Source organism: Paracoccus sp. S1E-3 (assembly GCF_013868135.1).
Lineage (GTDB): Bacteria > Pseudomonadota > Alphaproteobacteria > Rhodobacterales > Rhodobacteraceae > Paracoccus.
Map to the genome: position 1 here is coordinate 204,212 of NZ_JACEMU010000015.1, position 13,747 is coordinate 217,958.

General features: G+C 63.6%; 13 protein-coding genes, 1 tRNA gene and 1 pseudogene. 9 read left to right on the top strand and 6 right to left on the bottom strand.

Annotation, left to right across the window (positions count from 1 at the left end; genetic code table 11):
- Window positions 1–203: 203 nt before the first annotated feature.
- On the top strand, window positions 204–377 hold the full coding sequence (locus tag H1S04_RS18985) for a hypothetical protein (RefSeq protein WP_367275798.1): 174 nt from the start codon (window positions 204–206) through the stop codon (window positions 375–377).
- A 139-nt stretch (window positions 378–516) separates the two neighbouring features.
- On the top strand, window positions 517–1,128 hold the full coding sequence (locus H1S04_RS14400; RefSeq protein ID WP_220185248.1) for a hypothetical protein: 612 nt from the start codon (window positions 517–519) through the stop codon (window positions 1,126–1,128).
- A 133-nt stretch (window positions 1,129–1,261) separates the two neighbouring features.
- Here H1S04_RS14400 and H1S04_RS14405 read toward each other — a convergent pair whose 3' ends face one another.
- From H1S04_RS14405 to H1S04_RS14415, 4 genes and pseudogenes are all read right to left on the bottom strand, one after another.
- On the bottom strand, window positions 1,262–3,322 hold the full coding sequence (locus tag H1S04_RS14405; protein ID WP_181746227.1) for a catalase: 2,061 nt from the start codon (window positions 3,320–3,322) through the stop codon (window positions 1,262–1,264).
- Window positions 3,323–3,422: 100 nt separating this feature from the next.
- Window positions 3,423–3,776: pseudogene (locus H1S04_RS14410) on the bottom strand (NAD(P)/FAD-dependent oxidoreductase); the annotation flags it as partial.
- Between the two features lie 21 nt (window positions 3,777–3,797).
- Window positions 3,798–3,947, bottom strand: a complete 150-nt coding sequence (locus tag H1S04_RS18810) for a hypothetical protein (RefSeq protein WP_255435629.1) — start codon at window positions 3,945–3,947, stop codon at window positions 3,798–3,800.
- Window positions 3,941–4,120 carry an AIR carboxylase family protein gene (locus H1S04_RS14415; RefSeq protein WP_220185249.1) on the bottom strand — a complete coding sequence of 60 codons (180 nt, stop codon included), beginning with the start codon at window positions 4,118–4,120 and terminating at the stop codon, window positions 3,941–3,943. Before H1S04_RS14415 ends, H1S04_RS18810 begins: the two co-directional genes overlap by 7 nt.
- Window positions 4,121–4,303: 183 nt before the next feature.
- Here H1S04_RS14415 and H1S04_RS14420 point away from each other — a divergent pair, with 183 nt between their 5' ends.
- Window positions 4,304–4,720: a CopG family transcriptional regulator gene (locus tag H1S04_RS14420; RefSeq protein WP_181746229.1), complete on the top strand. Its 417-nt coding sequence runs from the start codon at window positions 4,304–4,306 to the stop codon at window positions 4,718–4,720.
- Between the two features lie 31 nt (window positions 4,721–4,751).
- Window positions 4,752–5,840, top strand: coding sequence for a PHB depolymerase family esterase (locus tag H1S04_RS14425; RefSeq protein WP_181746230.1), 1,089 nt, complete (start codon window positions 4,752–4,754; stop codon window positions 5,838–5,840).
- A gap of 852 nt (window positions 5,841–6,692) precedes the next feature.
- Here the strand turns inward: H1S04_RS14425 and H1S04_RS14430 are convergent.
- Together H1S04_RS14430 and H1S04_RS14435 are read right to left on the bottom strand one after the other, a co-directional pair.
- Window positions 6,693–6,767: transfer RNA gene (locus tag H1S04_RS14430), tRNA-Asn, on the bottom strand.
- Window positions 6,768–6,826: 59 nt separating this feature from the next.
- Window positions 6,827–7,666, bottom strand: coding sequence for an MBL fold metallo-hydrolase (locus H1S04_RS14435; RefSeq protein WP_181746231.1), 840 nt, complete (start codon window positions 7,664–7,666; stop codon window positions 6,827–6,829).
- A gap of 61 nt (window positions 7,667–7,727) precedes the next feature.
- Between H1S04_RS14435 and H1S04_RS14440 the strand changes: the two genes are divergently transcribed.
- The 5 genes from H1S04_RS14440 to tuf all read left to right on the top strand — a co-directional run bounded on the left by H1S04_RS14440 (window position 7,728) and on the right by tuf (window position 13,679).
- The gene (locus H1S04_RS14440; RefSeq protein ID WP_181746232.1) at window positions 7,728–9,077 is read left to right on the top strand and encodes an ATP-binding protein; all 1,350 of its coding nucleotides are present in this window, start codon (window positions 7,728–7,730) and stop codon (window positions 9,075–9,077) included.
- Between the two features lie 362 nt (window positions 9,078–9,439).
- Window positions 9,440–9,811 carry a 30S ribosomal protein S12 gene (gene rpsL / locus H1S04_RS14445; protein ID WP_022705687.1) on the top strand — a complete coding sequence of 124 codons (372 nt, stop codon included), beginning with the start codon at window positions 9,440–9,442 and terminating at the stop codon, window positions 9,809–9,811.
- Window positions 9,812–9,823: 12 nt separating this feature from the next.
- Window positions 9,824–10,294: a 30S ribosomal protein S7 gene (gene rpsG / locus H1S04_RS14450; RefSeq protein ID WP_166331338.1), complete on the top strand. Its 471-nt coding sequence runs from the start codon at window positions 9,824–9,826 to the stop codon at window positions 10,292–10,294.
- Window positions 10,295–10,312: 18 nt separating this feature from the next.
- Entirely contained in the window at window positions 10,313–12,436 is a 2,124-nt protein-coding gene (gene fusA, locus H1S04_RS14455; RefSeq protein WP_181746233.1) for an elongation factor G, read from the top strand.
- Between the two features lie 67 nt (window positions 12,437–12,503).
- Complete coding sequence (gene tuf, locus H1S04_RS14460; RefSeq protein WP_181745627.1) at window positions 12,504–13,679, top strand: elongation factor Tu; 1,176 nt, start codon at window positions 12,504–12,506, stop codon at window positions 13,677–13,679.
- Window positions 13,680–13,747 lie beyond the last annotated feature (68 nt).

The window sequence follows — 13,747 nt, forward strand, 5'->3', positions numbered from 1 at the left end:
CGCCCTCCGTTGCAAGAGGTTGCCGGCGCGTTGGCTTTAGCGGGTCCCACAGCCTCGCATGATAGCGCAGGCTCCATTATCCTGACAGCGACGCAAAGCTGATCGATAGCGCGGCGGCGGGGAGCCCTGTGTTCCGGCCGCGCCCCATTGTTCTGACCGCGGGGGTCGAGAACGTCGCCTCCTCCGTTCCGCAATCGGTCACCGTGGTCGACCAGCAGGAGCTGAATGACATTGCCGCCGGCAATATCGGCGACGCGCTGGCGACCGTCCGGGCGTTGCGGGCGTCGGCTCCGCAAGCTTCTTCGGACAGAGCTTCAATATTCGCGGCTTCAGCGGTGCGGAAACCGCAGCGTCCGAGGCAGGGATCGTGCAGTTGATCGATGGCGAGAAGAAGTTCTACCCAGCTACCGGGAGGGGGCACTGTTCGCCGACGCGCTGAAAGCTTCGGAACTGTCGCCGATCCAAGCGCGCGAAACGGGTGCAACGCGGCTCCTGTCGAATATCTGGCGTGGGCGGATGAACGCGGTCATTCTCGGCTGGTTCCGCGGAGGGACTGGATTTCACCTTTATCTCAGCGAGCCACCGCGGATGACGGCGGGCGGCCAGCCGGATATCAGCGGGCTGAAGCTGCGATCTTCTGCGGCCTATAAGGAATGGTTCGAGGGGCTGGGCGCCACAAATGTGATGATGGCCCCGGCCGAGACCTTTTCAGCCTTTGAACGGCGCATTGTCGATGGTCTGGCCATTGCCGCGATCAATTTCGGCGACCTTGGCATCACGCCTTTCATCAAGGCGCGCATCGATCCGCAGGTCTGGCAGATCGACACGCTGATCATCATGAACGCCGATGAATTCGACAGCCTCCCTCCCGAGGCACGCAAGATCATCGAAGACGCCGCCATTCGGCGCGAGGCCGAGACGGTCGATACCTTTACCGCGATGGTCGCAACCGAGGATGCCGCGCAGGCGGCGGCGGGCGTCGAGGTGGTCGCATTGGAGGGCGCAGCAGCCCAAGCCTATCACGATCTGGCGCATGGCGTGGTCTGGAATCGGCTGGAAAAGGCTGCGCCGGAAAACGCCGCAACGCTGCGCGCGGCGCTGACAGACGATCAGGCGGCGGGACAATGAGTGTGGCTTCGCCAGATATGCCCGCCGGCGGCGGCATCATGCGCCTTTACGACCGGGTTATGCTCTTCTCCTGTGCCCGTGACGTTAACGACTCAGGTCGCGCGCACACGCTCCGATCACGAAGATCTGCAGGTCACGCCAGGTCACGAACCTTCTGCTCGCGGCTCCAGTATCTCAGCTTGGCTGCCTTCGGCAGGCCGGCCAGATCGGTCACGCCGTCATCCGGCTCTACCCCCGCGCGGTCGAGCAGCGCCTTGGCCCCGTCCGTCGCGCCGATGGCTTTCAGATGCGCGAAGGCGTCCGAGACAAAGCCAACAGCGGCGCTGTCCTTTGCCAGCCGGGCCGCGGCATCGCTGGTCAGGACAAGGGCCACCGCATCGAACAGGACCGAAGGCGAGCCGGCCAATTGCCCGTCGGCCTTCATCTTGCCGCCGTCCAAGGACAGGCCGCCGACCTTCGGCGCGATGGTGAAGACCGTGCCCCCGGCGGCCTCGACCGCCCTTGTCAGCGCCTCGATCTCGGATTTGCTGGACCCCTCGTCAAAGAGGATCGCGACCTGACGTCCTTCCAGCGTATCCTTCCAGTTCTTCTGGATCGACAGCGCATCGGACGGGTCCAGATCGACCGGTTCTTTGAACGGCTTGACCGGCTTGGGCAGATCCATCCCGATCCCCTCGGCCACGCGCTTGCCGAGGTCGGGGTGAATCACCTGCAAATGGCCCAGCATCCGTTCACGGATATGATCCAGCGAGACCTTGGACAATTCGAACACGATGGCCGAGGCAAGATGCGCCTGCTCATTTCCGGTCAGCGAGTTCCAGTACATCCGGGGCTGGCTGTAGACATCGCCGAATGTCTCTGGCCGCATCCGCAGCTTGTCGCCCTCGACCGGCTGTTCGGCGGTGCGGAAACCGGTGCTGACGGGGCGCGGGCCGGGATCCTCGCCCGCCTCGTTCAGGCTGTTGGGTTCGTAATTCGCGCGGCCCTTCGGCACGTGGGTCTGCATCATCCCGTCACGCTGCATATTGGCGAAGGGGCATTTCGGCGCGTTGATCGGGATCTGGTGGAAGTTCGTCGTCCCCAGCCGCGATTTCTGCGTGTCGAGATAGGAAAACAGCCGCCCCTGCAGCAACGGGTCGTCGGTAAAATCGATCCCCGGCACCACGTTCGAGGGCAGGAAGGCTGCCTGTTCGGTCTCGGCGAAGAAATTGTCGGGATTGCGGTCCAGCACCATGCGGCCGATCACGCGCAGCGGCACGATTTCCTCGGGGATGATCTTGGTCGCGTCCAGCACGTCATAGGGCAACGAATCCGCCAGTTTCTTGTCAAAGACCTGAACGGCGAAATCCCATTCGGGGTGATCGCCCCGGTCGATCGCCTCCCATAGGTCACGGCGGTGGAAATCGTTATCCGCGCCCTGCAACTTGGCGGATTCGTCCCAGACCAGCGACTGCGTCCCCAGTCTTGGCCGCCAGTGGAACTTGCAAAAGCTTTCCTCGCCTTTCTCGTTCACAAGCTTGAAGGTGTGGACGCCAAAGCCCTCCATCATCCGCAAGCTGCGCGGAATGCCGCGATCCGACATGGCCCACATCAGCGTGTGGAAGGTTTCCGGCATCAGCGAGATGAAATCCCAGAAGGTATCATGGGCCGAGGCCGCCTGCGGATAGGCGCGATCGGCCTCCATCTTCACGGAATGGATCAGGTCGGGAAACTTGATCGCGTCCTGAATGAAAAAGACCGGAATATTGTTGCCGACCAGATCCCAATTGCCCTCGTCGGTATAGAACTTCACCGCAAAACCGCGCACGTCGCGGGGCGTGTCGACCGAACCTGCGCCGCCAGCCACGGTCGAAAAGCGCGTGAAGACCGGCGTCTTCTTGCCCTTCTTGGCGAACAGGCTGGCTCGGCTGAGTTCGGGGATCGGATCGGTGCATTCGAAATAGCCATGCGCGGCCGAACCGCGCGCATGCACGATCCGTTCCGGAATGCGCTCATGGTCGAAATGGAAGATCTTCTCCCGCAGGACGAAATCTTCCAGCAGCGTCGGGCCGCGTGCACCAGCCTTCAGACTGTTCTCGTTATCCGAAACCGGAACCCCGAAATTCGTCGTCAGGGCAGGGGTATCGCCGGTTGCGATCTGATGGAGTTCGCCCGCATTGCCTTCTTCGGTCTTGAAATGCTTGTCGTCGGCCATCGATCTTGCCTTTCAAAGATGGATTAAGCTCGGGCGGCGAATGGTCTCGCTGCCGCGCAAGCAGAACTGATCCGGCCATATCGCGGTTCCGCCAGTTAACTTATCTGAAGGCGAAGACCGCCGCGTCCGCGTCGGCTCGGCCCGCGATCCGGGCGGCGATGATCTGCGCGCCGATGACCGAGAAGGTGATGCCATTGCCGCCAAAGCCCATGATCGTGTGGATGCGCGTGTAACCGGGCACGGTGTCGACAATCGGCATGCCGTCTTTGGTCACGCTGAATGGCGCCGACCAGGCATAGGCCGGCTTGCCGATATCCACGCCGGCCAGTTCGCGCAGCTTCGCCGCGATGACCTTCGCCTCTCGGGCCTGCTTTGCGGGGTCCGAATTGGTCGTCGCTGCATCCTCGTCCTCGCCGCCGACGATGATCCGGCCCGATGCCTCCGTGCGGAAGTAAAGATAAGGCTCGGCGGCCTCTCAGACGATGGTGTCGGCCGTCCAGTCCGGCAGATTTTTCAGCGGCCGCGACGCCAGCGCCCAGGTCAAGGTGGCGCTGTGCGACGTGCTTTGCATCTGCGGCAGATGCTCATAGCCGGTGCAGAAGACCGCATGAGCGGCCGTCAGCACCTCAGCGCCGCGGCCATCAGCGCGCTGCTGATGCCGGCGCCAGCCACGATGACCTCGACATGGCGGCCATCCAATTTGCGTCCGGCGGTCACGGTCGAATGCGGCGTCCTGACCCAGAACGGCCTGCCCGTTTGCAGGTCATCCTTCAGCGTTTCTGCGTCGCGATCGGCCATTTTCCCCTCCGCTGATATCTGTGGCATGTGCCAATGCGTTTCTCGCTGGAAACGTTCTGGAAAATCCATGGAAGGCGGGCACATCAGGGTTGCAGGCGGATTGATATATGCAAGTTCGGGTCGCGACCCGCTTGCAAAGAGCCATATACAATCCATATACCATCCACATGGATGGAGAAAACGATGCAGAACATCACACGCCTGCCCGAGCGGCAAGCAGAACCTGAAAAGATCACCATCAATCTCGGCCATGTCGACCTTGGCCGCATCGACCTGCTGGTCCGCGAGGGATTCTATGCCAACCGGACGGATTTCATCCGCACCGCGATCCGCAACCAGCTGACCAGCGAGGGCAGCTCGGTCGCACAGTCGATTGACCGCTATGAACTGCAATTGGGTCTTTTCGACATCACCCGCGCCGATCTCGAGGCCGTCACCGCCGCTGGTGAAAAGCTTCACCTGAAAGTCGTCGGGCTGGCGCGGATTGCGGCGGATGTCACGCCGGAACTGGCGGTGGCGGCGATCGGCTCTCTGAACGTGCTGGGTTCGCTTCAGGCGTCCAAAGCCGTCAAGGCCGCCCTTCAAGACCGCATCACCTGAGGCCGCGCGCCTCCACACAAGGAACAGAATGATGACCACTGATTTCGCGACGGCCATGCGCCGGGCGCTTGGAAAAGCTCGTGCCGCTGATCCCGCTGCGGCAACTTCGATCATTCAGCAGGCGCTGGCTGGCAGGGCTGAGCCTGCGCAGACGACGCCCCAAGCAGAGAACGCACCGAAGACGCCCGCGGCGAACCCCTTTGTCAGCCTGCTGCGCGACGGATGCACCCCCTGTGCGGGCGGCGGCCTGATGTCAGGGCTGAAACTGCCCCCTGCCGCCCTGGGCAAGCAAATCACGGTGCCGGACGGGGCAAGCTATACCAGCCGCGAGCATTCCGGGCCTGCAGGATCGCGCAGCTACACACTCTATATCCCCAGCGAGCGCCCCGAGGGATTGCGCGGCGTCATTCTTATGCTGCATGGCTGCACGCAATCGCCCGACGATTTCGCGCGGGGCACGCGGATGAACGATGCCGCGGAAAAGGCGGGCTATATCGTCGCCTATCCCGAACAGTCGCGTGCCCACAACCTGCAATCCTGCTGGAACTGGTTCCGCCCCGAGGACCAGAGCAGAGGCCGGGGCGAGCCAGAGATTCTGGCCGGGATCGCGCGCGAATTGCTGGCCGAATTCAACCTGCCTCAGGGGCGGGCCTTTGTGGCCGGGCTGTCGGCAGGCGGCGCAATGGCCGCGATCATGGCCGAGGCCTATCCTGACCTGTTTGCCGCCGCCGGCGTGCATTCCGGCCTGCCAGCCGGTGCCGCCAGCGACGTGGTCTCTGCCTTTGCCGCCATGCGGGGCGACGCTGGCGCAAGGTCCCGGCCACGGACCACACCGATGATCGTCTTTCATGGCATGGCGGATGCGACGGTCGCCCCGGTCAACGGCGACCGGCTGATCGGCGGATCGGGCATCGAGACCCGGCATGAAGGCAATGGCCGCAGTTGGTCCCGGCTGATCGACAGCGACGGCTCGGAGCTGTGGCGGGTCGAGCGCGCGGGACACGCCTGGTTCGGCGGCGATCCGGCAGGGTCCTATACCGACCCTCTGGGCCCTGACGCCTCTGCCGAGATGCTGCGGTTCTTCACGCAGATAGCCGAGGATGGCGTCAGTACGTCCTGACGAACCGGCGGCGGGGTGGCGCCTTGCCTTGCGGCTGGCCCCTCGCCACTCTGTGCGCATGAAAAGGGGGCAAAGATGGACCGACGCCTTCTGCTTTCGCAGGATAGCCGATCGACCCAAAGTCAGGCTGGCGGTGACAACCGGGCGGTTACCGCGGATGGCGCCGGAGACCGCATGATGTGGATCGACGATGTCGTCAGCGCCGGGGTCTGCCCGAACTACGGCGGGCGTTTCCAGCATGCCGATATCCTCAATCTCGCGGCGGACGTTACGGATGGGGGCGGTTCGTTCTGTCACTGGTGCAGGGTGGCGCTGATAACGTGGTGCAGCTTGGATGCAGATCCGGGCCGAAGCTTGCGGGGTATGTAAGGAAGCCACCTATAGGGATCAGCGGCAGGCGGAACGGGTCGAGGCGCCGCAGGACCGCAAATGTCTCTGGTGCAGCGGCCCGATCCCGTCAGAGGCGCGCGGCGATGTGATCTATTGCAGCAAGACCTGTCAGGGCCGGTCACAGTCCGACATGCAAAAGACCCGCCGCACGTGCCAGCGTTGCGGCAAAGTGTTGCGGGGCTTCGGGAAGTTCTGCACCCATGACTGCTACGGCAAGAGCAAGCGGACCCTGCGCCCGAGGGAGTGCCCGATCTGTCAGGCCACGTTCAAGCCGCATCGCCCGGAACAGGTCTGCTGTTCGCAGCCGTGCCGGTATGAACCCCAGCGGCGCGCGAAGGCGCGGGAGGGTTAAGGGGCCAAATTTAGCGCCCTTGGCCGTTCCCACGGTGTTCCCCAGAAGTCATACAAGAAAGCCCCCTTGCGCGGACTTATCTCGTAAATCTTTGAGTCATCGTGGATTTTTGGCTCCGGCGGTAGGGATCGAACCTACGACCAATTGATTAACAGTCAACTGCTCTACCGCTGAGCTACGCCGGAACACGTGGGCCGTATAGCAACCACTCTCGGAGGCGTCCAGAGGGTTTGACGCAAAAAATTCACCGAAGCGAAAAATCCGACTCCGCGGTGATTTTCGTGGAGGTGGCGGCGACGCCAAGCTGGGTCAGGGCGATCAGGTGGGCCAGCACATTGCGCGCGGCGGCGGGTAGCAGGGGTGGCGGGATATCGTAGATTTGGGCGGCCAGATCCGCCGCCTTCGCGGGGCCGTCACGCAGCGCGGCGAGGATCTGGGCGGTGCGGTCCTGACGGTGAGCGCGCAATTCGGCGATGCGGGGGAGGGGACCCGCGACCGGATCGCCGTGGGCTGGCAGAAGGCGGGCCGGGCGCAGGGCCGCGATCCGGTCGAGGCTGCGGAAATAATCCAGCAGATCCCCGTCCGGCGGGGAAATCAGCGTGGAGGACCAGCCGAGAATCACGTCGCCGCAGAATAGCCGGTCCTCCCACAGGAAGCTGAGATGATTGCCCATATGGCCTGGCGTGTGGATGGCGGTCAGGACCCAGTCCGCGCCCTCGATCCGGTCGCCGTCGCGCAGCAGCCGATCGGGGCGGAAGGCGGTATCGCGGCCCTCGCCGCCGCCGGCGGTCTCGACCAGCGACTGCATCATCGGCGAGCGGCCCGCATCAGCATCGCCGAAAGCCAGCACGGGCGCCCCGGTTGCCGCGGACAGCGCCGCAGCGCCGGCAGAGTGGTCCAGATGCGCGTGCGTCACAAGGATATGGGTGATGCGGCCGCGCCCCGCCTGCAGGATCGCGGCATGGTGGCTGGCAATATCGGGACCGGGGTCGATGACGGCGATCTCGGCCTCGCCCAGCAGGAAGGTGTTGGTCCCCGGCCCGGTCAGGGGCGAGGGATTGGGCGCGAGGATCGTCTGCAGCATCGGTCCGGGTTTTCCTTGGGGGCGTCGATGATTAGGTTACGACCGACAGGCAGGGGGTTCCATGCAATTCGGACCAAGTTTCGGCTGGTTGAAGCGGTTCATGCCGCGCGGGCTTTATGGGCGTGCAGTACTGATCCTGCTGCTGCCGGTCTTCACCATGGTGCTGGTGGTGACGGTGATGTTCCTGCAGCGTCATTTCGAGGGCGTGACCCGGCAGATGACGGCCTCGGTCGCGCAGGAGGTGGGGTTCGTCGCCCGCAGTGTTGATCAGGCGCCCGATCTGGCCGCGGCCATCGCCCGCGGCAGCAATCTGAGCCGCAATCTGAACCTGCAATTCGACCTACCCGGCGCGGCGGTGACCAACAGCCGGGTGTTCTATGACGTCTCGGGCCGGATCGTCGCGGACGAACTGCGCGCCAGCTTGCCCCTGCTGACGGCGGTGGAACTTGGCGATCTGAAGCAGGTTCGGGTGGGTCTGGAGGGCCCTTACGGTCCTTACACGCTGACTTTCGCGCGCAGCCGGGTCAGTGCCTCGAACCCGCATCAGCTGCTGGTTCTGCTGGGCTTCACGGCGGCGCTGATGACGGTGATCGCGGGGATTTTCCTGCGCAACCAGCTGCGTCCGATCCGCCGGCTGGCGCAGGCGGCCGAGGATTACGGCAAGGGCCGCGTGACCCCTTACCGGGCCGGCGGCGCGGCCGAGATCCGCAGCGCCGGGGCGGCTTTTCTGGATATGCGCCATCGGCTGGAACGGCTGGCCGAGCAGCGCGGCCTGATGCTCAGCGGGATCAGCCATGATCTGCGCACGCCCCTGACGCGGTTGCAGCTGTCGCTGTCGATGCTGTCGCCCGACATGCCCGCCGACGACGAGGAAATCGCCGCCATGCGCCGCGATGTCGAGGAGATGTCGCATATGGTCAACGCCTTTCTGGCCTTCGCGCGCGATGCGGCGGCGGATGGTGCGACCGAAAAGGTGGCGCTGCTGCCCTTCATCCAGCGCATCATCGACGACGCCGCCCGCGCGGGCCACCAGATCGAGCTGACCACCGCCAATGTCGGCGCGGATGCACAGGCGACCTTCCGCCCCGACACGTTGCGCAGAGCGCTGGATAACCTGATCGGCAATGCGACGCGTTACGGGTCCCGAGTCCGCATCGACCTGTCGCTCAGCCCGCGGGTGGTCAGAATCGCGGTCGAGGATGACGGCCCCGGCATTCCCGATGATCGGCACGAGGAAGCGATGCGCCCGTTCAGCCGGCTGGATCCCGGCCGCTCGCGCAACAAGGGCGAAGGCGCGGGGCTGGGGCTGGCGCTCGCCGCCGATACGGCGCGGCTTCTGGGTGGGCAACTGCGGCTGTCGCGCAGCGCCGATCTTGGGGGGCTGCGCGCCGAGATCGCCTTTCCCCGCTGATCGCCCGCCCCCTGCCACAAGGGATTGGGGTCGGGGCGGAAATCTTGCCGCCGATGGGGTTGCGCGCCGGCGGGGCGTGCTTATATCGCCTGATCTGACGGGTGGCCAAGCAGGGCTGACCGTGTTGACAGCCAAGCCGATTCCGCCTATAGCCCGCCCGACCCAGAGGGTTCGCCCCGCTGGGGCACCGAACCTGATGGTCAGAATTCGGCTTAATCGCCTGAATTCGCTAGGAGAGCCCCTCCGACTTCCCCGCGACGGGAAACGGAAGGGCTTTGGCTTTTTGCGATTCGCGCAACTGGCCGTCGAGAAGTGGCGCAACCATTGGTTGCGAGTATTGACAGAGCAAAACGGGGAACCGAATGCCTACGATCCAACAGCTGATCCGCAAACCGCGGCAGCCCAAGGTGCAGCGCTCGAAGTCGCAGCACCTTCAAGGATGCCCGCAGAAGCGCGGCGTCTGCACCCGCGTCTACACCACGACGCCGAAGAAACCGAACTCCGCCATGCGTAAGGTCGCCAAGGTGCGCCTGACGAATGGCTTCGAAGTCATCTCCTACATTCCGGGCGAAAAGCACAACCTGCAGGAACACAGCGTCGTGCTGATCCGCGGCGGCCGGGTGAAAGACCTTCCGGGTGTCCGTTACCACATCCTGCGCGGTGTGCTGGATACCCAGGGTGTCAAAGACCGTCGTCAACGCCGTTCGAAATACGGCGCGAAGCGTCCGAAGTAAGGAGAGCCATAGATGTCCCGTCGTCACGCCGCTGAAAAGCGCGAAGTGCTGCCCGACGCCAAATATGGCGATCGCGTCCTCACGAAATTCATGAACAACCTGATGGTTGACGGCAAGAAATCCGTCGCCGAGCGCATCGTCTACAGCGCGCTGGAGCGCGCGCAGTCGAAGCTGAAGCGCGAGCCGGTCGAGATCTTCCACGAAGCGCTGGAAAACGTGAAACCTTCCGTCGAAGTGCGTTCGCGCCGCGTCGGTGGTGCCACATACCAGGTTCCGGTCGAAGTCCGTCCGACCCGCCGCGAGGCGCTGGCGATCCGCTGGCTGATCACCGCCGCGAAGAACCGCAACGAAAACACGATGGAAGAACGCCTTGCCGGCGAACTGGCCGATGCCGTCAACGGCCGCGGCACCGCCGTGAAGAAGCGCGAAGACACGCACAAGATGGCCGACGCCAACAAGGCGTTCAGCCACTACCGCTGGTAACCGGAAGGAAGGCCCACCATGGCACGCGAATATCCGCTTCAGCGTTATCGTAACTTCGGCATCATGGCCCACATCGATGCCGGCAAGACGACGACGACCGAGCGTATCCTTTACTACACCGGCAAGTCCCACAAGATCGGCGAAGTCCATGACGGCGCCGCGACCATGGACTGGATGGAGCAGGAGGCCGAGCGCGGCATCACCATCACGTCCGCCGCGACGACCACCTTCTGGCAGCGCCACGAAGATCCCGATTACGCGGAAGATCCCGAGGCGCGCAACCGCTTCAACATCATCGACACCCCCGGCCACGTCGACTTCACCATTGAAGTCGAACGCTCGCTGGCGGTTCTGGATGGTGCCATCTGTCTGCTCGACGCCAATGCCGGCGTTGAACCGCAGACCGAAACCGTGTGGCGTCAGGCCGACCGTTATGGCGTGCCGCGCATCGTTTTCGTCAACAAGATGGACAAGATCGGCGCCGACTATTTCAACTGCGTGCGCATGATCAAGGACCGCACCGGCGGCACCCCGTGCCCGATCGCCCTGCCGATCGGCGCCGAGGACAAGCTGGAAGGCATCATCGACCTGATCAAGATGGAAGAATGGGTCTGGAAGGGTGAGGATCTCGGCGCAAGCTGGGTTCGTCAGCCGATCCGCGACGAGCTGAAAGATCTGGCCGACGAATGGCGCGCCAACATGATCGAACTGGCCGTCGAAATGGACGACGACGCCATGGAAGCCTATCTGGAAGGCAACGAGCCGGACGAAGACACCCTGCGCAAGCTGATCCGCAAGGGCACGCTGTCGCTGTCCTTCTTCCCGGTCATGGCCGGTTCGGCGTTCAAGAACAAAGGCGTGCAGCCGCTTCTGAACGCGGTGATCGACTTCCTGCCTTCGCCGCAGGATGTTCCGGTCCTGAAGGGCTTCAGCCCCGATGACGAAACCGAAGAACGCAACATCGAGCGTCCCGCCGATGATGCGGCGCCCTTCTCGGCGCTGGCGTTCAAGATCATGAACGACCCCTTCGTCGGTTCGCTGACCTTTACTCGCATCTATTCCGGTCAGCTCAAGAAGGGCGACCAGATGATGAACTCGACCAAAGGTCGGCGGGAACGCGTCGGCCGGATGATGGTGATGCACGCCATCAACCGCGAGGAGATCGAGGAAGCCTTCGCCGGCGACATCATCGCGCTGGCGGGCCTGAAGGAAACCACCACGGGGGATACCCTGTGTGATCCGGCCAAGCCGGTGGTTCTGGAAACCATGACCTTCCCCGAGCCGGTGATCGAGATCGCCGTGGAGCCGAAGTCGAAAGCGGACCAGGAGAAGATGGGCCTCGCCCTTCAGCGCCTGTCGGCCGAAGACCCGTCCTTCCGCGTCGAAACCGATCTGGAATCGGGTCAGACGATCATGAAGGGCATGGGCGAACTTCACCTCGACATCCTGGTCGACCGCATGAAGCGCGAGTTCAAGGTCGAGGCGAATATCGGTGCGCCGCAGGTGGCTTACCGCGAGACCATCTCGCAGCCTGCCGAGATCGACTATACGCACAAGAAACAGACCGGCGGGACCGGTCAGTTCGCGCGCGTCAAGCTGGCGATCACCCCGACCGAGCCGGGCGAAGGTTATTCGTTCGAATCGAAGATCGTGGGTGGTGCGGTGCCGAAGGAATACATCCCCGGCGTCGAAAAAGGCATCAAGTCCGTCATGGATTCGGGCCCGCTGGCCGGCTTCCCGGTGATCGACTTCAAGGTCGCGCTGCTGGACGGTGCGTTCCACGATGTTGACTCGTCGGTCCTGGCCTTCGAAATCGCCTCGCGCGCTGCGATGCGTGACGGTTTGAAAAAGGCCGGCGCGAAGCTGCTGGAACCGATCATGAAGGTCGAAGTCGTGACGCCGGAAGAATATACCGGTTCGATCATCGGCGACCTCACCTCCCGTCGCGGGATGGTGCGTGGTCAGGACAGCCGCGGCAATGCGAACGTCATCGACGCCTTCGTGCCGCTGGCCAATATGTTCGGCTATATCAACAACCTGCGCTCGATGTCTTCGGGCCGCGCAGTGTTCACGATGCAGTTCGACCATTACGATGCCGTGCCGCAGAACATCTCGGACGAGATCCAGAAGAAATATGCCTGACAAGGGCAGGGCGGGGCTTTGCGGCCCCGCCCGTCATGACACTCTGAACCAATGAGGAGCTAAGCCCATGGCAAAAGCTAAGTTTGAACGGACGAAACCGCACGTCAACATCGGGACGATCGGTCACGTTGACCACGGCAAGACGACGCTGACGGCGGCGATCACGAAGTATTTCGGCGAATTCCGTGCCTATGACCAGATTGATGGCGCGCCGGAAGAGAAGGCCCGCGGGATCACCATTTCGACGGCGCATGTGGAATACGAGTCGCCGACCCGTCACTATGCCCATGTGGACTGCCCCGGCCACGCCGACTATGTGAAGAACATGATCACCGGCGCGGCGCAGATGGACGGCGCGATCCTGGTGGTGAACGCGGCCGACGGCCCGATGCCGCAGACGCGCGAGCACATCCTGCTGGGCCGTCAGGTCGGCATTCCCTACATGGTCGTCTACCTGAACAAGGTCGACCAGGTGGATGACGAGGAACTGCTGGAACTGGTCGAGATGGAAGTGCGCGAGCTGCTGAGCTCGTACGACTATCCCGGCGACGACATTCCGATCATCAAGGGCTCGGCTCTGGCGGCGCTGGAAGGCCGTGACCCGGAGATCGGCGAGAACTCGATCAAGGCGCTGATCGAAGCCGTTGACAACTACATCCCGACGCCCGAGCGCGCCGTGGACCAGCCGTTCCTGCTGCCGATCGAAGACGTGTTCTCGATCTCGGGCCGCGGCACGGTTGTGACCGGCCGGATCGAGCGCGGCGCGGTGAACGTCGGCGACGAACTGGAAATCGTGGGCATCCGCGACACCAAGAAGACCACCTGCACCGGCGTGGAAATGTTCCGCAAGCTGCTGGACCGCGGGGAGGCTGGCGACAACGTCGGCGTCCTGCTGCGCGGCATCGACCGTGACGGCGTCGAGCGTGGCCAGGTTCTGGTGAAGCCGAAATCGGTGACCCCGCACACCACCTTCGAAGCCGAGGCCTATATCCTGACCAAGGAAGAAGGCGGCCGCCACACGCCGTTCTTCGCCAACTACCGCCCGCAGTTCTACTTCCGCACCACGGACGTGACCGGGACGGTGAAGCTGCCGGAAGGCACGGAAATGGTGATGCCGGGCGACAACCTGAAGTTCGAGGTCGAGCTGATCGCCCCGATCGCGATGGAAGAAAAGCTGCGCTTCGCCATCCGCGAAGGCGGCCGCACGGTCGGCGCCGGCGTGGTGTCGAAAATCATCAAGTGATCCCCGGCCCTCGGGCCCGCGGAGATCAGGATGGAAAGGCCGCCCGACAGGGCGGCCTTTTTGCGTTG